This window comes from Streptomyces sp. ISL-99 (genome assembly GCF_018614005.1).
Taxonomy (GTDB): Bacteria; Actinomycetota; Actinomycetes; order Streptomycetales; family Streptomycetaceae; genus Streptomyces; species Streptomyces flavidovirens.
This window is the reverse complement of sequence record NZ_JAGGPC010000014.1, coordinates 118,443-145,417: the sequence shown is the minus strand read 5'-3', so window position 1 is coordinate 145,417 and position 26,975 is coordinate 118,443. Positions and strand designations below refer to the sequence as shown.

General features: G+C 68.8%; 23 protein-coding genes, 3 tRNA genes and 3 pseudogenes. 12 read left to right on the top strand and 17 right to left on the bottom strand.

Going from position 1 to position 26,975, the window contains the following annotated elements; translation table 11 throughout:
• Positions 1-215 precede the first annotated feature (215 nt).
• From J7E91_RS09365 to J7E91_RS09345, 5 genes are all read right to left on the bottom strand, one after another.
• Entirely contained in the window at positions 216-470 is a 255-nt protein-coding gene (locus tag J7E91_RS09365) for a hypothetical protein (protein ID WP_214900752.1), read from the bottom strand.
• A 6-nt stretch (positions 471-476) separates the two neighbouring features.
• Complete coding sequence (locus tag J7E91_RS09360; protein WP_214900750.1) at positions 477-2,444, bottom strand: ABC transporter ATP-binding protein; 1,968 nt, start codon at positions 2,442-2,444, stop codon at positions 477-479.
• The gene (locus tag J7E91_RS09355; protein WP_214900748.1) at positions 2,441-4,174 is read right to left on the bottom strand and encodes an ABC transporter ATP-binding protein; all 1,734 of its coding nucleotides are present in this window, start codon (positions 4,172-4,174) and stop codon (positions 2,441-2,443) included. The genes J7E91_RS09360 and J7E91_RS09355 overlap by 4 nt, the downstream gene beginning before the upstream one ends.
• Positions 4,175-4,328: 154 nt before the next feature.
• Positions 4,329-5,768 (bottom strand): FGGY family carbohydrate kinase, encoded by a 1,440-nt coding sequence (locus J7E91_RS09350; RefSeq protein ID WP_214900746.1) that lies wholly within the window; start codon positions 5,766-5,768, stop codon positions 4,329-4,331.
• 76 nt (positions 5,769-5,844) lie between these two features.
• Positions 5,845-6,147 carry a hypothetical protein gene (locus J7E91_RS09345; RefSeq protein WP_028813571.1) on the bottom strand — a complete coding sequence of 101 codons (303 nt, stop codon included), beginning with the start codon at positions 6,145-6,147 and terminating at the stop codon, positions 5,845-5,847.
• Between the two features lie 213 nt (positions 6,148-6,360).
• Between J7E91_RS09345 and J7E91_RS09340 the strand changes: the two genes are divergently transcribed.
• The 7 genes and pseudogenes from J7E91_RS09340 to nrtS all read left to right on the top strand — a co-directional run.
• Positions 6,361-6,433: transfer RNA gene (locus J7E91_RS09340), tRNA-Asn, on the top strand.
• Between the two features lie 5 nt (positions 6,434-6,438).
• Positions 6,439-6,511: transfer RNA gene (locus tag J7E91_RS09335), tRNA-Asn, on the top strand.
• A gap of 167 nt (positions 6,512-6,678) precedes the next feature.
• A tRNA-Ile gene (locus J7E91_RS09330) sits at positions 6,679-6,752 on the top strand.
• A 254-nt stretch (positions 6,753-7,006) separates the two neighbouring features.
• Positions 7,007-7,258 (top strand): cupredoxin domain-containing protein, encoded by a 252-nt coding sequence (locus J7E91_RS09325; protein ID WP_308376261.1) that lies wholly within the window; start codon positions 7,007-7,009, stop codon positions 7,256-7,258.
• On the top strand, positions 7,255-7,512 hold the full coding sequence (locus tag J7E91_RS36705; RefSeq protein WP_308296044.1) for a cation transporter: 258 nt from the start codon (positions 7,255-7,257) through the stop codon (positions 7,510-7,512). The genes J7E91_RS09325 and J7E91_RS36705 overlap by 4 nt, the downstream gene beginning before the upstream one ends.
• Positions 7,513-8,001: 489 nt before the next feature.
• Positions 8,002-8,655, top strand: coding sequence for a DUF1326 domain-containing protein (locus J7E91_RS09315; protein ID WP_251015396.1), 654 nt, complete (start codon positions 8,002-8,004; stop codon positions 8,653-8,655).
• Between the two features lie 30 nt (positions 8,656-8,685).
• Positions 8,686-8,889 (top strand): annotated as a pseudogene (nrtS, locus tag J7E91_RS37260) (nitrate/nitrite transporter NrtS); the annotation flags it as partial.
• Between the two features lie 55 nt (positions 8,890-8,944).
• Here the strand turns inward: nrtS and J7E91_RS09310 are convergent.
• From J7E91_RS09310 to J7E91_RS09300, 3 genes and pseudogenes are all read right to left on the bottom strand, one after another.
• The gene (locus J7E91_RS09310; protein ID WP_214900744.1) at positions 8,945-9,775 is read right to left on the bottom strand and encodes a DUF2182 domain-containing protein; all 831 of its coding nucleotides are present in this window, start codon (positions 9,773-9,775) and stop codon (positions 8,945-8,947) included.
• Positions 9,776-9,977: 202 nt separating this feature from the next.
• Positions 9,978-12,179: pseudogene (locus J7E91_RS09305) on the bottom strand (heavy metal translocating P-type ATPase).
• Positions 12,180-12,226: 47 nt separating this feature from the next.
• Positions 12,227-12,934, bottom strand: coding sequence for a tRNA-dependent cyclodipeptide synthase (locus J7E91_RS09300; RefSeq protein WP_214900742.1), 708 nt, complete (start codon positions 12,932-12,934; stop codon positions 12,227-12,229).
• 77 nt (positions 12,935-13,011) lie between these two features.
• Between J7E91_RS09300 and J7E91_RS09295 the strand changes: the two genes are divergently transcribed.
• Positions 13,012-13,422 carry a heavy metal-responsive transcriptional regulator gene (locus tag J7E91_RS09295; protein WP_214900740.1) on the top strand — a complete coding sequence of 137 codons (411 nt, stop codon included), beginning with the start codon at positions 13,012-13,014 and terminating at the stop codon, positions 13,420-13,422.
• 215 nt (positions 13,423-13,637) lie between these two features.
• Here the strand turns inward: J7E91_RS09295 and J7E91_RS09290 are convergent, their stop codons facing one another.
• Complete coding sequence (locus tag J7E91_RS09290; protein ID WP_214900738.1) at positions 13,638-14,072, bottom strand: MerR family DNA-binding protein; 435 nt, start codon at positions 14,070-14,072, stop codon at positions 13,638-13,640.
• 132 nt (positions 14,073-14,204) lie between these two features.
• On the opposite strand from J7E91_RS09290, the gene J7E91_RS09285 reads away from it, so the two are divergent.
• Together J7E91_RS09285 and J7E91_RS09280 are read left to right on the top strand one after the other, a co-directional pair.
• A complete protein-coding gene (locus J7E91_RS09285; protein WP_214900736.1) occupies positions 14,205-14,429 on the top strand; it encodes a heavy-metal-associated domain-containing protein in 225 nt (74 codons plus the stop codon).
• Positions 14,426-16,891 carry a cation-translocating P-type ATPase gene (locus tag J7E91_RS09280; protein ID WP_214900734.1) on the top strand — a complete coding sequence of 822 codons (2,466 nt, stop codon included), beginning with the start codon at positions 14,426-14,428 and terminating at the stop codon, positions 16,889-16,891. Before J7E91_RS09285 ends, J7E91_RS09280 begins: the two co-directional genes overlap by 4 nt.
• 173 nt (positions 16,892-17,064) lie before the next feature.
• On the opposite strand, the gene J7E91_RS09275 is transcribed toward J7E91_RS09280, so the two are convergent.
• The 5 genes from J7E91_RS09275 to J7E91_RS09255 form a co-directional block, all read right to left on the bottom strand.
• Positions 17,065-17,781 carry a hypothetical protein gene (locus J7E91_RS09275; RefSeq protein WP_214900730.1) on the bottom strand — a complete coding sequence of 239 codons (717 nt, stop codon included), beginning with the start codon at positions 17,779-17,781 and terminating at the stop codon, positions 17,065-17,067.
• Positions 17,782-17,953: 172 nt separating this feature from the next.
• A complete protein-coding gene (locus tag J7E91_RS09270; RefSeq protein WP_214900728.1) occupies positions 17,954-18,310 on the bottom strand; it encodes a DsrE family protein in 357 nt (118 codons plus the stop codon).
• A 294-nt stretch (positions 18,311-18,604) separates the two neighbouring features.
• On the bottom strand, positions 18,605-19,327 hold the full coding sequence (locus J7E91_RS09265; RefSeq protein WP_374224658.1) for a deiodinase-like protein: 723 nt from the start codon (positions 19,325-19,327) through the stop codon (positions 18,605-18,607).
• A gap of 115 nt (positions 19,328-19,442) precedes the next feature.
• A complete protein-coding gene (locus J7E91_RS09260; RefSeq protein WP_214900724.1) occupies positions 19,443-20,027 on the bottom strand; it encodes a hypothetical protein in 585 nt (194 codons plus the stop codon).
• A gap of 492 nt (positions 20,028-20,519) precedes the next feature.
• On the bottom strand, positions 20,520-21,884 hold the full coding sequence (locus tag J7E91_RS09255) for an NAD(P)/FAD-dependent oxidoreductase (RefSeq protein WP_214900722.1): 1,365 nt from the start codon (positions 21,882-21,884) through the stop codon (positions 20,520-20,522).
• Positions 21,885-22,072: 188 nt separating this feature from the next.
• On the opposite strand from J7E91_RS09255, the pseudogene J7E91_RS37255 reads away from it, so the two are divergent.
• Positions 22,073-22,225 (top strand): annotated as a pseudogene (locus tag J7E91_RS37255) (DUF1707 domain-containing protein); the annotation flags it as partial.
• 147 nt (positions 22,226-22,372) lie between these two features.
• Here J7E91_RS37255 and J7E91_RS35815 read toward each other — a convergent pair.
• Together J7E91_RS35815 and J7E91_RS09245 are read right to left on the bottom strand one after the other, a co-directional pair.
• Positions 22,373-23,128, bottom strand: coding sequence for a hypothetical protein (locus tag J7E91_RS35815; protein WP_251015393.1), 756 nt, complete (start codon positions 23,126-23,128; stop codon positions 22,373-22,375).
• Positions 23,125-24,150 carry a DUF3179 domain-containing protein gene (locus J7E91_RS09245; protein WP_214900718.1) on the bottom strand — a complete coding sequence of 342 codons (1,026 nt, stop codon included), beginning with the start codon at positions 24,148-24,150 and terminating at the stop codon, positions 23,125-23,127. The genes J7E91_RS35815 and J7E91_RS09245 overlap by 4 nt, the downstream gene beginning before the upstream one ends.
• Positions 24,151-24,548: 398 nt before the next feature.
• On the opposite strand from J7E91_RS09245, the gene J7E91_RS09240 reads away from it, so the two are divergent.
• Entirely contained in the window at positions 24,549-25,088 is a 540-nt protein-coding gene (locus J7E91_RS09240) for a hypothetical protein (RefSeq protein WP_214900716.1), read from the top strand.
• Between the two features lie 35 nt (positions 25,089-25,123).
• On the opposite strand, the gene J7E91_RS09235 is transcribed toward J7E91_RS09240, so the two are convergent.
• The gene (locus J7E91_RS09235; protein WP_214900714.1) at positions 25,124-26,974 is read right to left on the bottom strand and encodes a glycoside hydrolase family 15 protein; all 1,851 of its coding nucleotides are present in this window, start codon (positions 26,972-26,974) and stop codon (positions 25,124-25,126) included.
• Position 26,975 lies beyond the last annotated feature (1 nt).

Sequence of the window (26,975 nt, the reverse complement as noted above, 5' to 3'; positions counted from 1 at the left end):
CTTTCGGGAACGCGGCCCGCGCCACCCGCACCGTCTCCGCCGGGATCTCCCCGGACCCCTTCGGCTGCATCGACATCCGCACCCACCCCACACGACAACGTCGGCCTTCAAGACCACAACCGGGTCTTGAAGGCCGACGTCACGCACAGGCCCGAATTAACCAACAGCATCCCAACCGGGCCGGGCGCCGGGCGCCGGGCGCTCACACCGGCCGGTCAGTCGGCCAGGCGGGCCGCGTCGCCCTTCGTCTTCTTCCTGCGCGCGTCGATCGTGGCTCCGATCCCCACGCCGATGCACATGCCGCACGCGATCCCGGTCGCCAGGTTGTCGAGCAGCAGCATCCCGAATGCCACCCCGAACGTCATCCCGAGCGACAGCCCGAGAGCGACGCCCGAGACGTGCCCCTTCGAGTCCGCCGCGCCTGAGCCCGTCTCCGCGCCCGCGCCAGGCTTCCCCGTGGTCTCCGCCATGGTCAGTCAGTCCACTTCCGCTACCGCCTGAGCGAACTGCGCCGCGTACAGACGCGCGTACGCGCCCCCCGCGGCCAACAGCTCGTCATGCGTCCCCTGTTCAACAATGGACCCATTCTCCATCACCAAGATCACATCCGCGTCCCGGATCGTGGACAGCCGGTGCGCGATCACGAAGCTCGTACGACCGTGAGCCAGCCGCGCCATCGCCTTCTGGATCAGCACCTCCGTCCGGGTGTCGACCGAGCTCGTCGCCTCGTCGAGCACCAGGATCACCGGATCCGACAGGAACGCCCGCGCGATCGTGATCAGCTGCTTCTCGCCCGCGCTGACCCCCGACCCCTCGTCGTCGAGCACCGTGTCGTACCCGTCCGGCAGCGTCCGTACGAAACGGTCCGCATGAGCGGCCCGCGCCGCCTCCTCGATCTCCTCGCGCGTGACGTGCCGCGTCGCCGATGCGCCGTACGCGATGTTGTCGGCGATCGTCCCGCCGAACAGCCAGGTGTCCTGAAGGACCATCCCGATGCCCGAACGCAGGTCCTCCCGCCTCATCCTCGCGATGTCGACACCGTCCAGAGTGATCCGGCCGCCCGTCACCTCGTAGAACCGCATCAGCAGGTTCACCAGCGTCGTCTTGCCCGCACCCGTCGGCCCGACGATCGCGACCGTCTGCCCCGGCTCGACCACGACCGAGAGGTTCTCGATGAGCGGCTTGTCCGGCTCGTACCGGAAAGACACCTCCTCCAGTGCGACCCGCCCCTGCGGATCCGACGACCCGCTTACGGGGCCCTCCGCGCCCTCCGCGCCCGCCGGCCCCACCACATCGGGCTCCTGCTCCTCCGCGTCGAGCAGCTCGAAGATCCGCTCGGCCGAGGCGACACCCGACTGCACCAGATTCGCCATCGAGGCGACCTGCGTCAGGGGCATCGAGAACTGCCGCGAGTACTGGATGAACGCCTGCACGTCACCGATCGACAGCGAGCCGGACGCGACCCGCAGCCCGCCCACCACCGCCACCAGCACATAGTTCAGATTGCTCACGAAGAACATCAGCGGCTGCATGATCCCGCTGTTGAACTGCGCCTTGAACCCCGCCTCGTACAGCGCGTCGTTCTGCTCGCGGAAAGCCTCCGCCGACTCCTCCTGCCGCCCGAAGACCTTCACCAGCGCGTGCCCCGAGTACATCTCCTCGATGTGCGCGTTCAGCTTGCCCGTGGTCTTCCACTGCTGCACGAACTGCGGCTGCGACCGCTTGCCGACCTTCGCCGCCACCACCACCGACAGCGGTACGGTCACCAGCGCGACCAGCGCCAGCAGCGGCGACATCCAGAACATCATCGCCAGTACGCCCACGATGGTCAGCAGGGAGTTGATGAGCTGGCCCATCGTCTGCTGCATGGTCTGCGAGATGTTGTCGATGTCGTTCGTCGCCCGGCTGAGCACCTCGCCGCGCTTCTGCTGGTCGAAGTACTTCAGCGGCAGCCGCGACAGCTTCGCCTGCACGTCCTCGCGCATCCGGAACACGGTCAGGTTGATGACCCGGATCGACAGCCGCGTCGACACCAGCATCAGCAGCCCCGCGCCCACATACACCGCGAGCGCCATCAGCAGTACGTCGCCGACCGCCCCGAAGTCGATGCCCTGCCCGGGGGTGAAGCCCACCCCGGACAGCATGTCGGCAAGCCCGTCGTCGCCCTTCTCCCGCAGTCCCTCGACGACCTGCGTTCTGCTGCCGCCGTCCTCCATCTGCCGGCCGACGACCCCCGCGAAGACCAGGTCGGTCGCCCGCCCCAGGATCTTCGGCCCGATCACCGAAAGCGCGACACTCAGCACGCACGCCGCGAGCATCCACCACAACGTGACCCGCTCGGGAGCGAACTGCCGCAGCAGCCGCTTCCCCGAGCCCTTGAAGTCCATCGACCGCTCGGTCGGCCCGCCCGCGCCGGCCATCATGCGTCCACCGGGCCCGCTCATGCCGCCTCAGCCTCCGTCAGCTGGGAGAGCACGATCTCCCGGTACGTCGCATTGCTTTCCATCAGCTCGTGGTGGCGTCCCGTACCGACCACCCGGCCCTCGTCCAGGACCACGATCCGGTCGGCGTCGCGGATGGTCGACACCCGCTGGGCGACGATCACCACCGTCGCGTCGGCCGTCTCCCGCGCCAGCGCGGCCCTGAGGGCGGCGTCGGTCGTGTAGTCGAGCGCCGAGAACGAATCGTCGAACAGATAGATCTCCGGCCGCCGCACCAGCGTCCGCGCGATCGCGAGACGCTGCCGCTGCCCGCCCGACACGTTTGTACCGCCCTGCGCGATCGGCGCGTCCAGCCCCCCTTCCAGGCCCTCCACGAACTCCCGCGCCTGCGCCACCTCCAGCGCGTGCCACAACTCCTCGTCCGTGGCGTCCGGCTTCCCGTACCGCAGGTTCGTGGCGACTGTCCCGGAGAACAGATAAGGCTTCTGCGGCACCAGCGAGACGGTCTTCGCCATCAGCACCGGATCAAGGGTCCGTACGTCGACCCCGTCCACCAGCACCTCCCCGCCCGTCGCGTCGAACAGCCGCGGTACGAGCCCGAGCAGCGTCGACTTCCCGCTGCCCGTCGACCCGATGACCGCCGTCGTCTCACCGGGACGGGCCACCAGGTCGATGTCCCTGATCACCGGCTCCTCGGCACCCGGATAGCGGAACTCCGCGCCGCGCAGCTCCAGTTGCCCGTGCCGCCGCAGTTCCCGTACCGGACTGGCCGGCGGTACGACGCTCGACTCGGTGTCCAGCACCTCCTCGATGCGCTCGGCGCACACCTCGGCGCGCGGCACCATCATGAACATGAAGGTGGCCATCATCACAGCCATCACGATCTGCATCAGATACGCGAGGAACGCGGTCAGCGCACCGATCTCCATGCCGCCGCTGTCGATCCGGTGCGCGCCGAACCACACCACCGCGATGCTGGAGACGTTCACGACCGTCATCACGATGGGGAACATCAGCGCCATCAGCCGCCCCGAGGACAGCGACACGTCCGTCAGCGCGGTGTTCGCCTCCCTGAAGCGGCCCTTCTCGTACTCGTCCCGTACGAATGCCCTGATCACGCGGTTGCCGGTGATCTGCTCGCGCAGCACCTGATTGACCGTGTCGAGCCGCTCCTGCATCGCCCGGAACAGTGGCCGCATGCGCCGCACGATGAGGCTCACCGAGATCCCGAGCACCGGCACGACCGCCAGCAGCACACCCGACAGCGGCACGTCCTGCCCGAGCGCCATGACGATGCCGCCCACGCACATGATCGGCGCCGACACCATCAGCGTGAACGCCATCAGCACCAGCATCTGGACCTGCTGGACGTCATTGGTCGTACGCGTGATCAGCGAGGGAGCCCCGAAGTGCCCGACCTCCCGCGCCGAGAAGCTCTGCACCCGCGCGAAGACGGCCGCCCGCACATCCCTCCCCAGCGCCGACGCGGTCCGCGCGCCGTAGTGGACGGCACCGATGTTGCAGACCACCTGGACGACGCTGACGGCGATCATGATGCCGCCCAACTCCAGGACGTAGCCGGTGTCCCCGGTCACGACACCGTTGTCAATGATGTCCGCGTTGAGGGTGGGCAGGTAGAGCGTGGCGGAGGTCTGCAGCAGTTGCAGCAGCACCAGCAGGGCGATGGGTTTCTTGTACGGGCCGAGATGGGCCCGTAGGAGTCTTATGAGCACGCGGAGTCTCTCGGGGTCGGAAAGATCGGGATTCGCCCCATCCTCCGACACTCGGCCCCGGCAATTCCAAAGGATTAACCCATCGCCGGGTCAAGTCTTGAGCCTTCCCGCACAGCCCGCCTCCCCACGCCCCCTCGCACACCCGCTCAGGCGCTCAGGCGCCGCCGAACGCTCCCGGGTGGATCTGGTCCCGCGTCGCTCCGTACTGCTGCCGCACAGCCTGTCCCACCGCCAGCTCGTCACCCGGCTCCAGCACCTGCGCCGCCGCGCCCTGCCAGGCCGGCGGGGAGTGCGGCGCCAGCGTGCCCTGCGCCACCCCGAGCGCCCACGCCGCCTGCCGGGCCGCGCCCAGCGCGGCGTACTCGGCGGGCTGCGGTACGACCACCTGCGTACCGAAGATCGCGGGAGCCGCGGCCTGCACGGCGGGCAGCTCGGCGGCCGCCCCCAGCAGGAACACCCGGCGCACCTCCACGCCCCGCGCCCGCAGTACGTCCATGGCGTCGGCCAGCGAGCACAGCATGCCCTCGAAGGCCGCCCGCGCCAGATGCTCCGGCTTCATCGACTCGCGTCGCAGCCCGCTCAGCGTCCCGGCGGTGTGCGGAAGTTGCGGCGTACGCTCACCTTCGAGATACGGCAGCAGTACGAGCCCGTACGAGCCCGGCGACGACTTGAGCGCCAGCTCCGAAAGCCCGTCGAGATCGGTCCCCAGCAGATCGGCCGTGCCGCGCAGCGCCCGTACGGCATTGAGCGTGTGCACGACCGGCAGATGCATCCCGGTGGCGTCGGCGAACGATGTGATGAGCCCGCTCGAATCGGCCAGCCCTTCGTGATGCACGGCCATCACGGAACCCGAGGCCCCGAGCGAGACCACGGCGTCCCCGACCGCCACCCCGAGCCCGAAGGCGGCAGCCATCGTCTCGCCGGTTCCGGCGGAGATCAGCAGCCCCTCGGGAGTGGTCCCGGCGGCCTCGGAAGGGCCGAGCACCTCGGGCAGTGCGGCATGGTGCCCCAGCGCCAGCTCGACCAGATCGGGCCGGTACGACCCTGTTACGGCCGACCAGTAACCCGTCCCCGAAGCCGCGCCCCGGTCGGTGGTCCGCCGAGCGGGCCGCCCGAGCAGCTGCCAGACCAGCCAGTCGTGCGGCTGCATCACGGCGGCGGTGCGCTGCGCCGACTCCGGCTCGTCGCGCGCCAGCCAGCGCAGCTTCGCGACCGGCTGCGGAGCCGTCGGCACGGACCCCACGGCCTCGGCCCAGGCCTGACGCCCGCCGAGCGCGTCGACGAGATCGGCGGCCGCGACCTGGGCCCGCTTGTCATTGCCGAGCAGCGCGGGACGTACCACGGAGCCGTGGGCGTCGAGCGGGATCATGCCGTGCTGCTGGGCGGATACGCCGATGGCCTGCACGCCCTCCAGCAGCCCGCCCGCAGCGGCCTCCCCCAGGGACAGGAGCCACACCTGTGGATCCGCCTCGGTCGATTTCGCCTCCACGGGGTGCGGGGCATAGCCCTGCCGCAGCACGGCACCCGTATCCGCGTCGCACACGACGATGCGCGTAGAACCAGACGAACTGTCCAAGCCGGCGACTATCCCCATGCCCCAGATTCTGCCGCATCTGGGACCGGGGACGTGCCGCGCCCGGGTACGGGGCCGGGCCGGGGGCCGGGGCCGGCTAGGTGTTGGTCGTACCCCAGTCGTCGGCCTCGCCGCTCTGGCCGCGCTCGCGCAGTGAGCGCACGCGCTCGGTCACGGAGCCGGGCATCCGGTCCCCGACCTTGTCGCTGACCGTATGGAGCGCCTTGCCCGCGAAGTCGCGGCCGTTGTGGGCGGCGGACTCGGCGGCGTTGCGCACGGCGGGGTTCTGGGCGACCTGGCGTGCGGACTTCTTCAACTGCTCGTAACGCTCACGCCCGGCGCGGGTCCCGAGCACGTACCCGAGGGCCAGTCCGGCGATGAATGTGAGCCGGTAGCGCATGGCTGTCACCCTTCTCTTGCGTCGGCGGTCCCCTGGTGCCGGGGAAGTTTCGGACCGTGGGGCTGTGCTGGCCGCCTACCCGCGGGCACCCTTGATCAGTCGGGGCGATACCGATTGGCGGAGCACCCCCCTGCTTGCGCTAATGTATGTGTCGCAGCGAGCACACGCCCCCCGGGACGCCATCCGGTGGGTTCGTTCGGTGCAACGCAGCAATCCCCTGTAGCTCAATTGGCAGAGCAGCCGGCTGTTAACCGGCAGGTTACTGGTTCGAGTCCAGTCGGGGGAGCGCGATCCCCTGTAGCTCAATTGGCAGAGCATTCGGCTGTTAACCGGAGGGTTACTGGTTCGAGTCCAGTCGGGGGAGCGGCAAGAAGAAGGGCCCCTAAGGGGTCCTTTTTCGTATCTCCTGCAACCGCGCAGGCGGCAGCGCAGTCCTCATGGTCATGCGTAGCCGACCACCCGAGGCAGGAGATCGTATGAGCGGCTATGCTGCGGCAGACGGCGCGCACAAATGTGCGCGACGCGCCGTAAGGGGCGGTAGCTCAGCCGGTTAGAGCAGCGGACTCATAATCCGTCGGCCGTGGGTTCGAGTCCCACCCGCCCCACCGGATCGCAGGTCAGAAGAAACGTTCTGACCTGCGCTTTTATCGTTCTGCGCGCTTGCGCTCACTGGTCTCTCGGTAGCTTTCGGTGGTCCGTAGTGGCTCCAGGGGACAAAGCAGGGGACAAGGTCCGCCCGATATGTCCGATCTGGCTCTTGAGTGGCGACGGCCGAATGGCGAGATCCGGACGTGGTGAAACAGCCCGTACTGGAACGGCCCATGCCGACGCCGGAGGGGCCTGAACAGGGCCCCTGACCGTGACGGACTTCTACGTTCCCACCCAGTTCACCGCCAGCGCCGGCGTGCCGACCACGCTGGTGCTGCACGGCAAGGACTCCGGCGGCTGCGCCCGCGCCTTCACCATCCCCGAACTCGGTGTCCAGGAGATCGTCCAGCGCAACGGTGACACCGAAGTCGATCTGGGCACCCGTAAGCCCGGCACGCTCCGCTTCTCCTGCGCCATGGGCATGCAGACCGGCCAGATCACCTTCCGGGGAGACACCAAGTGAAGCTCTTCAACCGCAAGAAGGAGGCCGAGACCGGCCCACAGGTGGTGCTTCTCGTCGAAGGCATGCACTGTTCCAGCTGCGGCCTGCTCATCGACGATGAGCTGGAGGACCTCCCCGAAGTCCGCTCGGCCGGCACCGACGTGAAGGCCGGACGTACCACCGTGCGCTTGGAGGAGGGCGCGGTCGTCGAGACCGCCACACTCATCGCGGCAGTGGAGCAGGCCGGCGACTACAAGGCCCGGCCGGTCGACTGACGCGACAACGCCCAACAACACGGGCGCGGGCCAAAGCTCCGCCACACGGCCCGGCCGGGAGGATCCTCCCGGCCGGGCCATCGGCGTTGCTACCGCGAGGTGCGGGTAGGGCAGGCCACGGTAGGGGCGGGGGCCGACCCGTGCGTCGCGCGAGGCGATCGGCTGGTGTTCCGACGCGCAGAGCATCCTGGTTCTGCGGGCCCCACGCCGCCAGCCGTACGCGCTGCGACGTGCGGGGGAGGCTGCTTGCACCTTCGAGGGGGCGTAGCGTTGAAGGTGATGAAGCTCCCGGTGGCCTGAGGCATCCGGTGGAGCGGAGGCCGTGATGGACGCTCCCACCGCGCCGGTGTTCATGCCTGCGTGGAATTACTGCGGGCAGCTCGATACGTGCGTCGTACCGAGACGTCCGGGGTCTTCCGTATGCTCACCGCCGACCGAACGCTCCCCACCGCTCACTCGCGATGTCGGCATCGTCCGTGACATCGGGCGATGGAGATCGAGCGGGGAGTAGGAGGAGTCATGACGTGGAATATCTCCGGCAACTACCTTGCCGGTTGTTCGTGTGTGATGGTCTGCGGGTGCGCCGTCGACGCGAAGCCCCGTGATGCGCAGGGGCGTGAGCAGTGTCTGGGCATGGTCGCGTTCCATGTGGCCGAAGGACGCCTGGATGAGCTGGACCTGTCCGGGGTCGACTTCGCCCTCTACAACCACTTTCCCTCGAACCTGACGTCAGGTGACTGGAAGGTGGGCATTGTCGTCGATGAGGGCGCCAGCGATCAGCAGGCCGCTGCGATCGAGCGCATCCTGTCCGGTCGCGAAGGCGGGGCATTCGGCGAACTCTCGCAGTTCTTCGGCGAGTACCGGGGCATGGAGCGGGCGAGCGTCTCCCTGAGTGACGGGGAGAAGCCCAGCCTCAGCGTCGGTGGGAAGACCGAGCTCGCGTTCGAGCCTCTGACCGGGCCCGACGGAAAACCGACGACGGTCAAGAACGCATTGTTCGGGTTCGCGCCGGAGTATGTGGTGGGTCGCGCCAGCGGGCGTTCCGACGCCTTCGGTCTGTCCTTCGAGGCGGCGTACGGCGAGAGGGCGGACTACGCCTTCTCGAGCGAGGCGCCTGAGGGCGCACCCGCCGGGCGGGTGTAGGCGAAGGACACCGGGTGGGAGGAGGACCGTATGTCTCCTCCCGCGCCTGCTCCGCCGGGGCTTCTGGCGACTGTGTTCTCGCGCGCGTCGCTGTCCCGATGCGTGCCGATCGCGCTTGCCGTCGGCACGCTGTTGTCTCTGGTGAACCAGGGTTCCGTCATCGCGTCCGGCGATGCCACCACGGCCACGGTGGTGCGGGTCCTGGTCAACTATGTGGTGCCGTTCTGCGTCTCGAGCGCGGGATTCTTCAGCTGCCGGCGTGCGACATGGCGGTCGGGGAAGCAGGCGCTCAGTAGGGCAGGCTCATCATCGAGTCCATTGACGGCCCGGACATCTGAAGGCCGGGCAGCATCCAGTCCTGGAACGGGGCCAAGGCGGCCAGTACGAGGAAGGCGAGGCCGACCGCCCAGGTGAGCCAGGGGCCTCGCCGCCAGAGCTTCTCCAGGAAGATCACTGCGGCCAGCCCGGCCATGGCCGCCACGTTCATCACTCCGAGCGGGATGAGGACGATCATCAGGCCCCAGCAGCAGCCGAGGCAGTAGAGCCCATGGTGCATGCCCACGCGCAGGTCGCGGGCCCACGGCCGGAAGCGCGAGTACCGGAGCAGGTGGGAGAGCGGATTGCGGCAGTGCCGCAGACACACGCGCTTCAGCGGCCCGAACTGGTGCACCCCGGCGAGGAAGAACGCGGCTGCGCCGAGCCAGCGACCTGCGTCGGGGTTGTCGTCCACCAGCCGCCCGGTCGCGGCCAGGGCCCCGTACGCGAGCAGTCCGAACGCGGTCCAGACGAGCAGGTAGCCGCCTGCGAACTGGGTCATCCGGGCGGCGCGGACCGCCCCCGCCGACTGCCGACCGATCGCACGCGCCCAGGTGATCGCGATGGGGGCCATCGAGGGCAGCATCATCGCCACCATCATGACCACCCAGAGCAGCAGAAAGAGCGGGAGTGCCATGCCCATGGTGCCGGGTTGCGTTCCCATGTCGCGTGACTGGCCGACCGCGAGTATCCATGCCAACGCGGCGATCAGCACCATCAGGATCCAGGCGACCGCCAGATCACGCCTCGGCAGGAGGACTCCCGGCCGGGTGGGCGCCGGCGCAGCCAGTCTGAGGTGCGGCATGGCACTGCCTCCAAGAACGCGCGCTGCCACGGCCCGCCCGGTGGCCCCGTTTTGATGCCTGCGGCATGCCACGGCGAGCGACGGACATGTGGATGACATCTCCAGCAGATCACAGAACCGGAGGACTCAAAAGCGGGGGATCCGCAGGGGCAGCGGCCGACCGGGAGAGGCCCGGTCGGCCAACTCGCGCTGTGCCCTGGGGTCAGCGGTGCATGGGCTGGAAGCGGCGCAGCCGCAGGCTGTTGGAGACGACGAACACCGACGAGAACGCCATCGCCCCTCCGGCGATCATCGGGTTCAGCAGTCCGAGCGCGGCCAGCGGCAGCGCGGCCACGTTGTAGGCGAAGGCCCAGAACAGGTTGGCCTTGATCGTACGCAGGGTACGGCGGGCCAGCCGGATCGCATCCGCCGCCGCCCGCAAGTCACCCCGTACCAGGGTCAGATCGGATGCGGCGATCGCCGCATCGGTGCCGGTGCCCATCGCCAGGCCGAGGTCGCCCTGGGCGAGGGCGGCAGCATCGTTGACGCCGTCGCCGACCATCGCCACCACCCGGCCCTCACCCTGCAGCCGCTGGACCTCGGCGACCTTGTCCTCGGGGTGGACTTCGGCGATCACCTGGTCGATGCCGACCTCGGCCGCCACCGCGCGGGCCGCGGCCGTGTTGTCGCCGGTCAGCAGGACCGGGGTCAGCCCGAGCCGCTTGAGGTCGGCCACCGCCTCGGCGCTGGTCGGCTTGACGGTGTCGGCGACCACCAGCGCGCCCCGCACCTGCGAGTCCCACGCGGCGAAGACGACCGTGCGGCCTTCGGCTTCGGCCTCCTTCTGTGCGCGGCCGAGCTCGTCGGGCAGTACATGGCCCTGATCCTCCAGCCACGCGGCCCGCCCCGCACGGACCGTACGTCCCTCGACCTGCCCCCTCACGCCCCGGCCCTAGGTGTTGGCGAAGCTGGTCACGGCGGGGAGCGAACCGAGGCGCTCCCGGGCGGCGTTCGCGATGGCAGCGGCGATCGGGTGCTCGCTGGCGTCCTCCAGCCCGCCGGCCAGCCGTAGCACCTCCTGCTCGTCCTCGCCCTCGGCCGGTACGACGTCGACCAGGCGCATCTTGCCCTCGGTGACGGTGCCGGTCTTGTCCAGCACGACGGTGTCGATCCGCCGCGTCGATTCCAGTACCTCGGGCCCGCGGATCAGCAGCCCGAGCTGCGCACCGCGCCCGGTGCCGACCATCAGCGCAGTGGGCGTGGCCAGCCCGAGCGCGCACGGGCAGGCGATGATCACCACGGCAATGGCCGCGGTCAGCGCGGTCGACGCCGCAGCTCCGGTCAGCATCCACACGCCGAACGTGCCGATCGCCAGGGCGATGACGACCGGTACGAACACCGCCGAGATCCGGTCCGCCAGGCGCTGCACCGCGGCCTTGCCGGTCTGCGCGCGCTCCACCAGCGCGGCGATCTGTGCCAGCTTGGTGTCGGCCCCGACCCGTGTCGTGCGCACGATCAGTCGGCCGTGGCTGTTGACGGTCGCGCCGGTGACCTGCGAGCCGGGCTCGACCTCCACCGGGACGCTCTCCCCGGTCAGCAGCGACTCGTCCACCGCCGAGGCCCCCTCGGTGACCTGCCCGTCCGTGGCGATCTTTTCCCCGGGCCGTACGACGAAGAGGTCGCCGACCGCCAACTCCTCGACGGGGATACTCACTTCAGACCCGTCGCGCAGCACCGCGACATCCTTGGCGCCCAGGTCCATCAGCGCCCGGATCGCCTCCCCGGCCCGCCGCTTGGCCCGCGCCTCGAAGAACCGCCCGGCCAGCAGGAACGCCGTCAGCACGACGGCGACCTCCAGATACAGGTGCTCCCCGCCCACGGCCAGGGTGCCCGCACTCCACAGATAAGCGGCCAGCACACCCAGCGACACCAGCGTGTCCATGTTCGCCGAACCGTGCCGCAGATTCACCGCCGCCGCCCGGTGGAACGGCCACGCGCCCCACGCCACCACCGGAGTCGCCAGCACCAACGCGACCCACTCCCAGCCCGCGAAGTGCAGCGCGGAGATCATGGATATGACCACCACCGGCAGCCCGAGCAACGCCGAGCCGACCAGGCGGCGCCGCAGCCCGGCCACATGCGCCTGTTCGGCGTCGACGGCCTCGCCTTCCTCGGTCTCCGGTGCGCCGGTCCCGGCCACCTCGGCGCCGTAGCCGATGGCCTCGACGGCGGCCACCAGCTCCGCCACCTCGACCGCCGGATCCTCGCGGGTGACGTGCGCGGTCGCGGTGGCGAGGTTCACCGTGGCGCTCACCCCGGGCAGCTTGCCCAGCTTCCGCTCGACCCGCGCCACGCACGAGGCACAGGTCATCCCGGTGATCGACAGTTCTATGGGGCCGGTGCCGGTTTGTATGGTGGTGGCCATGGCAGGAATTCCTCTCATTTCGAGTGTCGTACGGGAAGGGGAACCGGTCACGGTCCGGCCGGAGTCACCACGGCGAAGCCCTGCCCGGCGGCGGGCCGCCAGCCCAGCTCACCGGCGTAGAGGCGGCGCAGCACATCGGGCGGCTGGTGGTAGCAGAAGACCGACGCCTTGGCGCCGACGATGGACGGGGTGTCGAGAAACAGCGGCAGCTCGGCCAGGAAATACCGCACCGCCCGCTCGACCTGCTCCGCGTCCGGCCGCTGCCCAGCAGGCAGCTTCCCCGCCAGCACCCAGCCGGCCGCCTCCTGGCACGCATCCCGGAAGCCCGAGTCTTCGGCATACCGCCTCAGCCCCTGCTCGTGGAGCCGGCCGAAGCCCGCGTTGCGCTCCAACTCTGGCCAGCCCAGCACGCGCTCGTCCGGATCGGCCACACCGAGTGAACCCAGCGCCGCAGCGATCTTGTTGCGGGTGTACTGGCCCTGTCTGCGTGCCTTCCACGCGGCCTTCTCGGGCGCGTACCCCAGCGCCTCAAAGGTGAATGCGCTCGGCGCGTCCGGCACGAAGAAGTCCACCCGTTCGAACCGCCCCAGCCCCCAAGCCGCCAGCTCCCGGATCCGGGCTGTGGAGAAGTAGCTGTTGAACGGGCTGATGCCGAAGCAGGCGTGCTCGGCCCGCTCGATGGCCTCGGTGCACCGGCCGCTCAGCGGTGTCACGGCCATCGGCGCCGTACAGCCCTCGCCTTGATCTGTGTTCATGACCGGACGCTAAAACCTTGCCCTTAGGGCAAGGTCAAGCGCACACTGGCGGCATTCGCACGAATGGAGCCTCCATCATGCTCACCGTCGGCCGCATCGCCGCCCAGACCGGCCTGAGCCCCAAGGCCGTACGCCTCTACGAGGCCAACGGCCTCATCGACCCGCCTGAGCGCACCGCCGCCGGCTACCGCACCTACACCGATAAAGCGGTCCCCGTCCTCGGCTTCATCCGCCAGGCCCAGGCCCTCGGCCTCAGCCTCAAAGAGATCAAGGACATCCTCGACCTCCAGCGCCGCGGCGAGCAGCCCTGCGGCCTCGTCACCGATCTCCTGGACCAGCACCTCGCCGACATCGACCGCCGCATCGCCGACCTCGAAGCCCTCCGTACGACGCTCCGGCACGCCCGAGCCCAGGCCGACCGGGCAACCGAGCGCGGGGAAAGCGCCCTGGTCTGCCACATCATCGAAAGCACCACCGCGGGGGCTTGACCGGCGGCGCGAGGGCCGCGGCGGGGCGACTGCGGCCACCGGCTAGGCTCGCGGCGTGGTCACGGCCTGGTCGTCCTCCGGCAAGCCCCCGGACCCGCTGGAGCAGTGCCGACAGATGGCAGTTGCCAGCGCCTGACGACTACGCATGGGCGTCTCGACTCGGGAAGCCGCAAGGGGCCACGGCTGCTGGCCAGGCCGCTTTTTGCCTGCCGTGTTCACCGGTGTGCTGTGCTGCTGGTCTCGATGATCCGGCACACGACCGCGTCGCCTCCGGCCCGGCGCGCCTGGTCGGCGGTGCGGCGGGCGCTGACCAGGGCTTGCCTCAGCTGCTGTAGCTCAGCCAGGGTGCGGTCGATCTGGCCGATGTGGGCGTCCAGAAGCTGGGTGACCCGACCGCAGGGCTGAGCCCCATCGCGTTGCAGGGCGAAGACGTCGCCCACCTCGCTGAGCGTCAGGCCGAGGGTCTTGGCCTGACGGATGAAGCGCAGCACGGCGATGTCCTCGGCGTTGAAAAGCCGGTATCCCGCCTCGCTGCGCTCCGCAAGGGGCAGCAGACCCTTGTCCTCCCAGGTGCGGATGGCCTTGCGGGTCACTCCGGCCTGCTGGGCGGCCTGGCTGACTGTGTAGAGGCGCTGGTTAATGGTTGTCACGACGTCCTCCGGCGATTTGTAAATCGATTGCCTCTCAGTCTTGACGTGGCCCCTAGGGCCAGGTTCTAGCGTCGCAGGTGAGTGGGGAATGTGCGAGCGGCGCATCTCGCGAACCGGATGAAGGGAGCCGCGATGACCGAGAAGTTGGTTTTGAAGGTGCAGGGCATGGACTGTGCTGGGTGCGAGCAGCGGCTGACGGCTGCTGTACAGCGCCTGGAGGGCGTGCGCTCGGCTGCGGCCGATCACGCCACTGGGGTTTTGGAAGTAGAGCTCGCTTCCGGCTCGGATCGCGAAGCGGTGACCGCGCGGGTATCCGAGGCCGGGTACACCGTCACCGATCAGGAGGCGCGGTCATGACCGCGGTGATTGATCGGACCCCGGACTGGGCGGCCGAGCCCAGCAGTCTTCCCGGTCACTCGCGGGTGCGGGCCCGTATCGCAGGGCTGCACTGCTCGCTGTGCACGGGCACGATCGAGAAGGCGTTGGGGCGGCAGCCGGGGGTGGCGCAGGTCGCGGTGAGCCTGACCCACGAGCAGGCCCTGGTTGACTACGACCCGGAGAAGATCAGCGGCGCCGAGATCCTGAGCACGCTGCGGGACATCGGCTATGACCTGTACGACCCGCGCAAGCTGCGGCCGTTCGAGGAGGAAGAGGCCGTGCTGGTCCGCGAGGGGGTGCGGCTACTGGCCGCGGTCGCGGCCAGCCTGACCGCGATCGCGCTGGTGGCCGCCGCCGGGCTGGTCGGGGCGCTGGTCTCCGCCTCGGTGGTGACGCTGATGGTGCCGGTCGCCCTGGCGATCCTGCGGCCCGCAGGCTGGCTGCGCGCGTCGGCGGGGACACTCGGGATCGTCGCCCCAGGCGGGGCGGCACTGGCGCTGCGGGCCACTGGTGTGCTCGGCGAGTCCGCCACTGGCTGGATCACCGGCGCACTGGCGATGGTGATGATGGCGGTGGTCACCCCGCACTTCGCCCGCATGGCCTTCCAGTCCGCCCGGCGCGGCATCCTCAATCAGCACGTGCTGCTGGAGGTCGGCGCGCTGGCGGGCATCGCCGGCGGTGTAATCGGGCTGACCGGGGTGCTGCCCGACTACCCGACGGCGGCGTTTTTCGCCGTCACCGTGCTGATCACCACGTACCACACCTTCTCCGAGTGGCTTTCGCTGCTGGTGAAGACTCGCTCCAGCCAGGCGGTGAAGAAGCTCCTCGACCTGCGCCCGGACACCGCCCGGGTCGTCCGCGACGGCACCGAAACCGAACTCGCCCTGGAGCAGATCGTCGTGGGGGACGTGGTGAGGATCCGCCCCGGTGAGCGGGTTCCCGTCGACGGCCGCGTGTCTGCCGGGTACTCCGCGCTGGACATGTCGATGGTCACCGGCGAACCCGTGCCCGTGGAGCGCGCACCGGGCGAGGAGGTCGTCGGCGGATCGGTGAATGGCACCGGCACCCTGCTGGTGGAGGTCGCCCGGGTCGGCGAAGAGACCTTCCTGTCCCAGATCGTCCGGCATGTGGAGGACGCCCGGGCGCTGAAGCCCGGCATCCTGCACCTGGTCGACCGCGTGCTGCGCCTCTACACGCCCCTGGTACTGGCGGCCTCGGCGCTTGCTCTGGTCGCGTGGCTCGCCGGTACCGCGCTCGCCGGTGACGTCGACGCACGGCGCGCGATCTTCGCCGCCCTGACGGTACTGGTCATGGGCTACCCGTGCGCGGTGGGCATCGCCGCCCCGCTGGCAATCGTCCGCGGCGCCGGAGAGGCCGCCGACCATGGCATCCTCATGCGCACCGGCGAGGCGTTCCAGACCCTGCGGCAGGTACGCACCATGGTCCTGGACAAGACCGGCACCCTCACCGCCGGCAAACCCACCGTACGCGGCATCCGTGCCCAGGGCATCGACGAGGACGAGTTGCTCACCCTGGCCGCAGCCGCCGAGCACTCCTCCGAGCACCCGCTCGCCCGTGCCGTCGTGAATGCCGCGAACGACCGCGGGCTGGTCTGGCCTGAGGCAGGGGACTTCACCTCGCTCACCGGACTTGGGGTGGCTGCCGAGGTCGCAGGACGGCGGGTACTGGTCGGCCGCCCCGCCCTGCTGGCCGAGCAAGGCATCGACATCACACCTCTCCAGGTGGCGATCGAGCCCTGGACCAGTACCGGGCACACAGCCATCGCCGTGGCCGTTGACGACACCCCGGTCGGGGTGATCGCGCTCGGAGACACCCTGCGCCCGGAGTCTGCCGACACCGTCTCCGCCCTGCGCGCCGCCGGCATCACACCGGTCCTGCTCACCGGTGATAATCACCGCGCCGCCGCACACACTGCCAGCCAGATTGGGATCAGCGAGGTGCACGCCGAGGTCCGTCCCGACCACAAGGCCGCCATCATTCGTCATCTGCAAGAGGGCGGGCATCGGGTGGCCATGGTCGGCGATGGCATCAACGACGCCCCGGCCCTGATGCAGGCCGACGTCGGCATTGCGATCGGCACCGGCACCGACATCGCCATGGAGTCCGCCGACATCATCCTCGTACGGGACCACCTGCACCTGCTGCTGACCGCCCATCGCATCAGTCGCACCAGCTACCGCAAGGTCAAGCAGAACGTCGCCCTGGCGTTCACCTTCAACGGCATCGGCATCCCGGCCGCCGCCACCGGCCTGGTCTACCCGGTGTGGGCGATGATCGCCATGGCCGCCTCGGTCACCGCCATCTTCGCCAACTCCATCGGCGCCCGACCCACCCTCCTTTTCGCCGCGATCAGCAGCGTCGGACGCCAAGAGGGCACGGCTGAGAGGGCGACGAACGAACCGGAGCACGCCGCTGCCTAGCCGGAACGCTCACTGCCGCCCGACCGGGGCCGCTAACGCTGTCCCAGTCGGGGCATCCGTCACCCGCACCGGCTTCTCCAAGCTTCCAATGAGGGCCGTATCCAAGGCTCCCTCAGTCCATGCGGCCCTTGACCCGAGGTGCGAAGTGAACGGGCACGGTTATACGGCTGGTGTTACTCCTGCTCGTTGCCTACGAGTATGTCCTTGACCTTGCCGGCTGTCTGCCGACCCATCGGCCCGCCAATGATCGATTCGTCCGGGTCGGCCGTGTCTTGTTGCGGCAGAGAGAACTGCAACCGCTCCGTGTACGGTGCCGACCGCCCCAGCACGTGGGCAGAGGCATTCTCGGCGTAGACCTCGCGGGCCTGCGACACGTCCTTGGCGCCCGTCACGATGTCGTGCATCAGGTTGAGCGTCAGGATGTTCATGGCTTCGGAGTCGCAGCGTGCTGCGGCTTCCCCTGCGGTCCGGTCGACCAGGCAGCTGCCGTCGAACTGCGTAATCTCACCGGCCTTCTCGGGGGGAACCGCGTAGTCGATGTATTGGGTGAGGAAGTCGGTATGTGCCGTAGGGAAGTTGTGCACGATCTCGTCCCGGGTGAGCTCCGTGCGCTTCCAGGGCCCATTCCGGTGCCAGATGAGACGGGCAGGGGTTGCCTCGTTGGGCGGCCCGCACTGCTCCAGTATCTGCAGCTCGACCTTCTTCGGTGCCGACGGCCACTGCGTGACCAGTGTCCTTACATCCTCGGCATCCGCCGTGTACTGCCGGCCTCGTTCCGTTTGCTCCTCCCCGAGGAGCTTGTGCTTGATGGCGCTCCCCTTGGCCGCCGCGAGCGTTGCCATGCGCTCCGCGGTGGGGATGTCTTCCGGACCGCGCTTTTGTTCGGTCATGACAGAGCCCTTCCTAACCTCTCGCTCTCCAAGACACCGCGCCGACACGTCGGCGTCGGCCGCTCATGAGCCCGGGTATCCGCGGGGAGTCCCCGTAGTCGGCTGGCCGCTGGACTTCGAGCCGCGTCTGGCAAGGGCCGCGGTCATGCCTTCACAAGGCCTGACGGTCTTTTCAGAATGTGAGGACCTGGTACCCCTTGCTGATCAGGCTGCGAAGGCTCGGATGGCCCTCGTACTCGTCCAGCATGGGGACCTCCGCCTGGCGGGCGCTTTTCTCGGCTTCGAACTGCTGGGCGCAGAACTTGCAGGTCCCCGCCACAACCGCGGTGACAGCCTGATAAGCCTGGTGGGCATCGTGCTTCGGGTCGGCGAAGACACCCGGCCACTTCGTACCGGCACCATCAAAGATGAGCCGTACGTCATCACCTGCTTCCATACATTCCTTGGCTGTGACGAGGGCGTTGTACGACCGGCCCAAGTCGGCATGCGTTTCCGTGTCAGCGAGAACGATGAGGGCCACCTTGCTCATTACGCACCATCCTTTGCTGTTCAGTCGCTAAGGGTTCTGAGAGCCCGCCTTCACTTACGCACGTCAGCCTTGAGAGAGTTTGCACCAGGAGCAGACCCGGCGGTGCTTCATCATCTGCTCGACGAACAGCACAACCGACATGCCCGCATCCGCGACGTCTTTTCCTGCGGCCGCCAGCGCGACCCACGGGTGCTCCCGATGCCGTCGGCGGTGCACCCATCCCGGTGAGTACCAAGGTGATGCCGGCGCTGGTCAGTCGGAAACCTGAAGGCATAGACGTGCGCTGTGGTCTTGCTACGTGGTCACGTCCTCGCGGCGGTGCTTCATCAGTCCCATCACTCGTGCCATGGCATACATGGGAGGCGCGGCCTTGCGGACGTCGCGCCGGGCCGTGGGTCCGGAGAGTGTCAGCATGCGGTCCATCTCGGCGACGCCGCGAAGCATCGGCACTACGCGACCTTGGTGTTCGCCCGCCGGAGAGCGGCCGGACAGCACATTCTCAAGGGCCGCGCGCAGGATCGGCTCGCGGTCGTTGGACCAAAGGACCCGGAAACCGACCCGGCCGTCTCTGCCCATCAAGTAGGCGGCGTTCGGCTTGGGGTCGAGCATGCGGTGGAGCGTCCCGTTGAGGTCGTCGACATCGACGGGCCACGGAAGCTCGTCGCGGGTCTTGAGGTCGCGTGCGTGGTCCATTTTGCGATCGAGCCGGTCCGGCTGGGGGTATCGGTCACCGGGATGGGCTTCGCGTACGTAGAGCGTCACGAACGCCACGCGGTCACCGAATTCGGCGTGGAGCCGCTTGAGGGCAGGGTCGGCGGCCGCGGTCATCGGGCAGGTCACCGACCCCATGGTCAGCAGCAAGGGGGTGCGGCCCACGAAGTCGGACTTGGCGACTCGGCCACCGTCCACCGTGGGGAGGTCGAAATCCGGCATCTCTTCGCCTGGCTGCGGTCCTGCGTGGAACCGCATGTCTTCAACCACCAGTCGGGTATGGAAATGCGGGTATCGGTACGTCATCGTCTCCGGGTTCCTTCCGGGTGCAGGAGCTTGCGCCTTGGCCGGCTGCATGGCCCTTCGGCTCTCCCAGGGCAACGCCGCCGTACCGAGACGGAATCCACCTGTACGGGGAGCATTACGGCTCCATGGGTCCTGGCCGGTTCGACGTGCCAGGAGTTGTGCCGCCGGTCGCAGTCGCGGTGGGTTGCGGCTCGGCTCGCCGCGTCCTTTCGAACGGCCGTCCAAGGAAGAACGGCACCAGCAGCAGCCCGAAGATCAGCGGGTGAACGAGTGCTTCGAAGAGCTGATCCGGCCCCTGAGGGTTGGTGAAGAACTCGAAGACGGTCCTACCGAGGATCTGGAAGTTGAGCACATACAGGGCCAGTCCGTAGGCGAGAGCACCGATCACCAAGGCGGGTACCTTGCGCAGCAGCGGGACGAGGAGTAGCGCGAAGCCCATGCCGAAGCCCAGCGAGAGTGCGATGTGGACCGTCAGGCCGAGTATCGCTTCGGTGGGGTTCGCAACCGGTACGTCCGAGGCGTGGAAGACGGTGGACATGGCATACAACGGGGAGATCCCCGGCATGCCCTGGCTCACGGCGAACCACATGTTCGCCAGCAGGAATCCCATACCGGCGAAGAACCCGGCAGCCGCCCCGCGCGCGAGCAGGCCGCCCAAGTCGAGGGGACGGAGTTCGGGCTCGCTGATTACATGAGGCATGTGGGGCATGTGCATGTGCGGCGCATGGGGCCGCTCTTTCAGGAGCGCCATGCTGACTCACCTTCTCTCTGAGAGGGAGGGTGGACGCCCGCACGGTGAAGCCCGTTGGACGGGAGCCACCTCCAAGGGATGCCGTATCCCGGGAACCCGGTCAGGCGCTGCGCCCATTCCGTTCCGGGTATTTTTTCTTCCCATGGCTCGCAGCCAGGCTGTCCACTGAATGCCGTCGCAGACAACCGGGTTCCCCGCGGGACCCTTCTGATGCGCCCATGCTTTCTTGCGCCACCTGCGCCGGCACAACCCATGCCGCTGGCTCGTGGATGGATGCCTGACCGCGCAAGGCCGGGGTCCTTGATCTGTCCCGCAGCAGTTCACGTGCTGCGGAAGGCCCATCTTTCGTTCCGCCCTGCTTACGCTGCGACCGTTGGTTTCCCTGCGACCGTTCGTACCACTGGGTTGGAGCCCGCATGGTCTCCGTGGTGCCCCTGCGGGTCAGCTTCGGCGCAGCGTCGAGAGGGCGTCTTCCACGGTCCGGTGGAAGGTGGGGTAGGCGTACATCATGTGCCGCAGCCGGTCGACCGGGACTTCGGCCTGGACCGCCACAACGAGTCCGTAGAGCACCTCGCCGCCCATGGGCCCGGCGGAGGTGGCGCCGACTAGGACCCCGCGGTCGGTGTCCTCGACGAGTTTGATCAGGCCCTCGTTGCCCGTCTTGTGGATCCAGCCGCGCGCCGAGGACGGCACCTGTGCGGTGCCGGTGCGTACTTGCAGGCCCTTCTCCCGCGCCTGGGCCTCGGTCATTCCTACGGAACCGACCTCGGGGTCGGTGAAGGTGACCCGGGGCAGGGCGCGGTAGTCCGCATCCGGGCCTGATTCGCCGAGGATGGCGCGGACGGCGATCTCGGCCTGGTACATCGCCACATGCGTGAACGCCCCTCGCCCGGTGACATCTCCGACACCCCACAGGCCGGGACCGGCAAGCAGCTGCTCGTCCACCTGTAGGGCGCGGGAGTCCGGGTCGAGGCCGACCGTCTCCAGCCCGAGCCCCGCGAGGTTGGCGCGGCGCCCGGTGGCCACCAGGAGCCGCTCGGCGGTCAGTTCCTCGCCGCCGTCGAGGGTGAGGGTGAAGGTGTCGCCGTCGTGGCGCGCGTGGGTGGCCTGTGCCCCTGTGCGTACGGTGATGCCCTCAGCGCCCAGGACATCGGTGAGCAGGCTGCCGGTCTCGGGCTCCTCGGCGGGCAGCAGCCGTTCCGTAGCTTCGACGATCGTGACCGCGGTGCCGAAGCGTGCGAAGGCCTGGGCGAGCTCGAGGCCCACAGCTCCTCCGCCGAGCACGATCAGCGACTGCGGGCTTTCCTTGGCGGCGATGGCGTCACGGTTGGTCCAGTACGGCACCTGGTCCAGTCCCGGCACCGGGGGGATCTGCGGGCGGCTGCCGGTGGCGAGTACCACCGCGCGCCGGGCGCTGAACGTCTGTCCGTCGACCTCGACCCGGCCGGGGCCGCTCAGTCGCGCGCGCCCTCGGATGAAGTGCCCGCCCTTGCCGGTAAACCGGTCCACGGCCACCTGATCGTTCCAGTCGTCGGTCGCCTCGTCGCGGATCCGGGAGGCGACCGGCCCGAAGTCGGGGCTGACCTGTGCTTGCCCGGCCATGTTGGGGATGCGGCGGGCCTCGGCGAGCAGGTTGCAGGCGCGGATCATCATCTTGCTCGGGATGCAGGCCCAGTACGGGCACTCCCCGCCGACCAGCTCAGCCTCGACGCCGACGACGTCCAGTCCCTCCCCGGCCAGGCGCTCGGCGACGTGCTCGCCGCCCACGCCCATCCCGATCACAATGGCATCGGTCTCCTGCGCCATGTCTGTCTCCTTGCTGGTGGTGCGTCCGGGTTTCCCGGCGTATACCCGGAACCCGGTCGGGGTCCCGCGCCTTCCCTCCTTGGTCCCCCGCGCGGCGGCGCTGGCCGGGGGCGGGTCCCCGCAGTTCTGCGGACCAGCGCGGGCACGGCAAAGGCACAAACGGTCTACCGTGAAAAAGGAGGCCTGCAATGTCGTCCCTGCCTGTTGGTCACGCAGAACGTGCACAAGCCATCGAACGCCTGAAGGCAGCGCATGCCGACGGCCTGTTGGATCATGCCGAATGCGAGCAGCGGCGCCGCCAGGCCCTGCAAGCCCGTACGCAAGACGAGCTGCGCTCGCTCCTGGCGGACCTGACCGGTCATACGACTGGTATCGAGCCGTCGACTGCCACGCGTCTCGCCTCGGTACGTGACCGCATAGCCGACTGGCTGGTCAGGGCTCTCAGACGCGCGGTGTTCTGCTGGCTGCCGCCTCCTGGAGGACGCCGATTACGGGCTGGGGCGTCGCTGGGGCGAGCTACCGTGTCCGGATGGCGGCCCGTCCTGCTGCGGATCGTGGTTCGCAAGATCACTGTCCGAGTGGGCGGCGTTCCTTCCCGCGCTCTCGTCCGTCGCCGGGCGCTTGCTGAGCCGGGAGGCGCCCCACACCAGAGTTCCGATCAGCAGCAGAAGCGTGAACGGATAGAAGACCGGGCGCAGCGGGATCAGCACTGGCAGGAGCGCCGCGGCAGTGCCGCTGCCGAGGACGAGCAGGAAGGTCGGTACGCAGCAGGCGAATCCCAGCAGGAACGCCGGGAGCACGGCGAGCAGCCGCGCGTACCGGGTCCGTCGGCAGGAGGCCGCCTGCAGGGCCGCGAGCCCGGCGACAGCGACATTGGACCCCACCAGCGCGGCCACGATCGCGCCGAGCAGCAGGTTGAGCGGGCTGAGGAACACCGCCACGTGCTGAGTGGGATGCACCGCGAGCACCGGCTCGAACAGGTACGGAGCCCGGGCTTGGAACAGCTGCTCCCAAGCGGTCTGGAACACCGGGATGCCCGTGAACCGGCCCGAGGCCGACACCACCAGATCACCGATGGACGCCGGGTACGCGAGCAGCATCACAGCGGCCGCGACCAGCCCGACCCGCCGGTGACGACGCACGCCAAGGGCGGCGCGCACGCTGCGAGGAGTGGCCACGGTGGCGGCGGCCGTGGCGTCCCAGGCGTCGCCGATCCTGGCGACGGCCGCTAGCGCCCTGTTCATTGCCGCACCTGGGTGTTCGGATAGAACGCGTACCACGCGAACCACATGGAGTCGAGGAAGTCGGCCGGCTTCCACTGGTCGCCGACGCGCTGGAAGACCCGAGCGGTGTCGAGCTGGTCGTCCCATCGCGCGACCACCTCTGTACCTCCCACTGTGGCCTGCACGGTCTTCACCTTGCGGACGAGGTCCTTGTGGATCGCAAGCCGCTGCTCACCGGCCCGTACGCCGATCACGACGTCCTTGTCCGGGAGGCGGTCGTTCATGGTCAGCACCGGGAAGAGCGTGCCTTTTTCGACGTAGTAACCGCTCTGTCGCGGGTAGGAGCCGTACGGATCGCTGCCGTAGTTGCGCAGGGCGCCGGTGTCGGTGGACAGCACACGGGTGTCGGGATGCGCGGCCCGCCAGTCCTTCCAGGTGCTCCACACCAGGGGGACGGTGTCCAGCCGCTGCCCTTTGAGCGGTCCGCTGATGGCGGTACCGAGCAACTGCGGCCACTCAGAGCCGGTCTGCCGGTCGTACATCAGCAGGTTGGAATTGACGAGTTTGCCTGTGGTGCCGAACGTCAACTCAGGCATGCCGGGCGGGCTGGAGAACCCGATCACCGTCCCGGTGAGCGGGCAGTAAGTGACCGCCAGCGGCTCGCCGCCCACGGTGTCGTTGACGATCTCGTGCCACACCAGCACCTGCTGGGGGTACGCCCGGAACTCGCCGCGGTACTCCAGCCCGAACACGGGCTCATCGTCCTCGAGGAAGTCCGCGTCCCGTGCCGGGACGAACTTCGGCCGGTCGACGGAGGGGATCCCGTCCTTGCCCGGACCGCCGGAGACCGCGGCGCCGGCCAGTGTCTCCAGCGATGGATCCTGACCGGGCTGCACCGCCGGGGGCGAGTCGGCGGGGCGGTCGGAGATGGCCTGCCAGCCGACAAAACCTCCGCCCAGGAGCAGGCCGATGAGCCCCCCGATTACCCCGGCCCCTTTGAGGGCCTGCCGACGGTTGGGCTTGGGACGCTGCTGACCGTTCACCGGACATCACCCCTGACCACGCCCGGATACGAGTGATGTTCAGGGAACCCGCCGGCCCGCGTCCACTCTTCCCCTGGACCCTCTGTTTCTTGGAAGGCACGCATCCGCGCTCTGATTGCGCTGCCGTACGCACACCAAGAACCGTTGGTACTCCAGGGAAGTGAGCAGGTCGCTGCAGCGGTGGTGTGCGGCTACGAGGAACGGCCGGGTAACAGCAGCTCGAACGCCACCACCGGGCTTGAGCCCGGCGCGCCAGCTTCTGTACGCCGGACGGGTCACACGAATTGCCACGTCATTCGGGCTGCTCCGTAGTGGAGGAAGGTGGCCGAGGAGGCACTCGACTACGCACCCGCCCCCGTCCGGCCCGGACAGGGCGATCCCGGCCGCAGGAGCCCACGATGAAGCACACCTCCAAGGCGAGAACAGCGGCGATCACCGTTGCGCTGATCGCCGCTGTCTGCAGCGGATGCGGTGATGACGACGAGGAACCGGTCCCGCCCGCCTTCGTCCCGACCACGCCAACGAGTACTGGTACCGCAAGCCCCGGAGGTGCAGCCACTGTGGCTGCGCGCTCCAGCAAGCTCGGCCGGATCCTGGTCGACGGGAAGGGCCGGACTCTCTATCTGTTCGAGGCCGACAAGTCGGAGAAGTCAACCTGCTCCGGAGCATGCGCGCAGGCCTGGCCGCCTCTGACCACCTCCGTCAAGCCAAAGACGGCCCAAGGCGTCAAGCCGGACCTGATCGGCACGAGCCCCCGGGACGACGGCAGCACAGGAGTCACCTACAACGGCCACCCGCTGTACTACTACCAAGGCGACAAGAAGCCCGGCGACACGAACGGACAGGAACTCGACCAGTTCGGCGCCGAGTGGTACGTGCTCAATGCGGACGGCAACAAGGTCGAAGGTAAGGGAACAGGTGAAGACGGCGGCTACTGACTCGGTCCTGACGGGCAGTGGCTTGATTGGCGTGCTCATTGCGACCGGCTGCTGTTGGGGTGGGGCGGTGCGCCATAGGCCTGGTCGATGGCGGCGGCCGCGTTGATCAGTCCGATGTGGCTGAAGGCCTGCGGGAAGTTGCCGAACAGTTCACCGCTGCGCGGATCGATTTCCTCGGCGAGTAGCCCCAGGTCGTTGGCAAAGCCGGCGACACGGTCGAAGAGGGCCTTCGCGCGATCGGGGTGACCGGCTTGGGCGAGGGCGGAGGCGAGCCAGAACGAGCAGAGCGCGAAGGCGCCCTCCTTGCCGGTGAGTCCATCGACGCTTGGATCCCCGGTTGTCCGGTAGCGCAACACCATCTCGTCCTCGGTCAGCTCCCGGGCGATCGCCTCGATCGTCGCGTACATGCGCTCATCGTTGGCCGGCAGGAATCCGTACAGCGGCATGAGCAGGGCGGCGGCGTCGAGCTCGTCGGAGTCGAACGCCTGGGCATAGGCCTGTCGGCGGTCGCTCCAGCCCCGTTCGAGCACCGCCGCGCGGATCCGGTCCCGTTCTGAAGACCAGGATTCGGTACGCGCGTGCCGACCCAGGCGTGGGGCGAGCTTCACCGCGCGGTCGAGCGCCACCCAGCACAACACCTTCGACGACAGGTGATGGCGCGGTTCGCCACGCATCTCCCACATGCCGGCGTCCGGTTCCGTCCAGCGGCGCGCCGCAGTGTCTGCCAGCTCTGCGGCGAAACGCTGGATTTCCGGGTGCAGCTGTCCGAGCCGTTCCCTGTACAGGTGCAGAGCGTTCAGGAGTTCGCCGTAGAGGTCGAGCTGGCTTTGCGCCCATGCGGCGTTGCCGACCCTTACCGGGCGGGAGTCCCGCCATCCGCGAAGATGGGGAAGTACGCGCTCGGTCAGGTCGTGCTCGCCGCCGACGCCGTACATGCACTGCAGCGACGATTCCGCTCCGGCGCTTCCGCCTGCGGAACTGGTCATGAAGGAGACGAAGTCAACCGCCTCGTCGAGGCACGAGCCGTGGTAGAGCGCCTCCAGGGTCAGGCTGGCGTCGCGGATCCAGGCGTAGCGGTAGTCCCAGTTGCGTTCGCCTCCCACGGTCTCTGGCAGGGAGGTCGTCGGTGCGGCGACGATGGCGCCGGTCGGGCGGTACGTCAGCCCCTTGAGCACCCGGGAGGACAGCAGCACCAGGTCGTGGTGCGGGCCCTGGTAAATGTCATGCTCGGCTTCCCAGGACCGCCACGCTTCGACGGTGTCCGTGATCCGTGCCGTCACCCGCTCGGGAGCGGTCGGCTTGGGTGGGGCTACTTCGGGGGGTGCCCACACGAGAGAGAAGCCGAGTCGCTGACCGGCTGCCACTCGTAGCCTGGCGCGGGCACAGGCTTCGCCCGCCTCCAGCGGGACGGGGGAGCGCACGGCGATCTGGTTGGGGCCGCCGAACGTACGTGCCCCGCCGTCGGTGAGGCGCAGCAGCGGACGTACCAGCCCGTACTCGGGGCGGGGCACCAGGTCGATGTCGAACTCGACCTCGCCGAGCAGCCCCTCGATCTCGCGCAGCAGCTCGTGTGGTGGCCGCAGGCCCAGATGGTGGCCTCGCTGGCCTTCGGCGACGGCGAGCGCGTCGCGCAGACGCGCTGCGCCGGTGGCGGTGGTGAACGTGGTTTCGATGACGAGGGTGCCCGGCAGGTAGCGGCGTCGCACGTCGAACCGCCCTGTCGGGGTGATCGACCAGTGACCGGCTTCAGGGTCGAGCAGGCGCGCGAACAGCGCCGGGCTGTCGAAGCGCGGGAGGCACATCCAGTCGATGGAACCACGCCGGTCGACCAGGGCGGCGGAGCTGCCGTCGGCGAGCATTCCGTAATCGGCGATTCGAGTGGACATG

What these genes read in the sequence shown, in the direction of transcription:
- J7E91_RS09285 (WP_214900736.1), top strand. Translation starts at nt 14,205, where the DNA reads ATGACCGAGAAGTTGGTTTTGAAGGTGCAGGGCATGGACTGTGCTGGG.
- J7E91_RS09255 (WP_214900722.1), bottom strand. Translation starts at nt 21,884, where the DNA reads ATGGCGCAGGAGACCGATGCCATTGTGATCGGGATGGGCGTGGGCGGC.
- J7E91_RS09310 (WP_214900744.1), bottom strand. Translation starts at nt 9,775, where the DNA reads ATGCCGCACCTCAGACTGGCTGCGCCGGCGCCCACCCGGCCGGGAGTC.
- J7E91_RS09240 (WP_214900716.1), top strand. Translation starts at nt 24,549, where the DNA reads ATGAAGCACACCTCCAAGGCGAGAACAGCGGCGATCACCGTTGCGCTG.
- J7E91_RS09280 (WP_214900734.1), top strand. Translation starts at nt 14,426, where the DNA reads ATGACCGCGGTGATTGATCGGACCCCGGACTGGGCGGCCGAGCCCAGC.
- J7E91_RS09360 (WP_214900750.1), bottom strand. Translation starts at nt 2,444, where the DNA reads ATGAGCGGGCCCGGTGGACGCATGATGGCCGGCGCGGGCGGGCCGACC.
- J7E91_RS09315 (WP_251015396.1), top strand. Translation starts at nt 8,002, where the DNA reads ATGGAGATCGAGCGGGGAGTAGGAGGAGTCATGACGTGGAATATCTCC.
- J7E91_RS09350 (WP_214900746.1), bottom strand. Translation starts at nt 5,768, where the DNA reads ATGGGGATAGTCGCCGGCTTGGACAGTTCGTCTGGTTCTACGCGCATC.
- J7E91_RS09300 (WP_214900742.1), bottom strand. Translation starts at nt 12,934, where the DNA reads ATGAACACAGATCAAGGCGAGGGCTGTACGGCGCCGATGGCCGTGACA.
- J7E91_RS09295 (WP_214900740.1), top strand. Translation starts at nt 13,012, where the DNA reads ATGCTCACCGTCGGCCGCATCGCCGCCCAGACCGGCCTGAGCCCCAAG.
- J7E91_RS35815 (WP_251015393.1), bottom strand. Translation starts at nt 23,128, where the DNA reads ATGAACAGGGCGCTAGCGGCCGTCGCCAGGATCGGCGACGCCTGGGAC.
- J7E91_RS09260 (WP_214900724.1), bottom strand. Translation starts at nt 20,027, where the DNA reads ATGCCTCATGTAATCAGCGAGCCCGAACTCCGTCCCCTCGACTTGGGC.
- J7E91_RS09235 (WP_214900714.1), bottom strand. Translation starts at nt 26,974, where the DNA reads ATGTCCACTCGAATCGCCGATTACGGAATGCTCGCCGACGGCAGCTCC.
- J7E91_RS09265 (WP_374224658.1), bottom strand. Translation starts at nt 19,327, where the DNA reads ATGACGTACCGATACCCGCATTTCCATACCCGACTGGTGGTTGAAGAC.
- J7E91_RS09365 (WP_214900752.1), bottom strand. Translation starts at nt 470, where the DNA reads ATGGCGGAGACCACGGGGAAGCCTGGCGCGGGCGCGGAGACGGGCTCA.
- J7E91_RS09270 (WP_214900728.1), bottom strand. Translation starts at nt 18,310, where the DNA reads ATGAGCAAGGTGGCCCTCATCGTTCTCGCTGACACGGAAACGCATGCC.
- J7E91_RS09275 (WP_214900730.1), bottom strand. Translation starts at nt 17,781, where the DNA reads ATGACCGAACAAAAGCGCGGTCCGGAAGACATCCCCACCGCGGAGCGC.
- J7E91_RS09345 (WP_028813571.1), bottom strand. Translation starts at nt 6,147, where the DNA reads ATGCGCTACCGGCTCACATTCATCGCCGGACTGGCCCTCGGGTACGTG.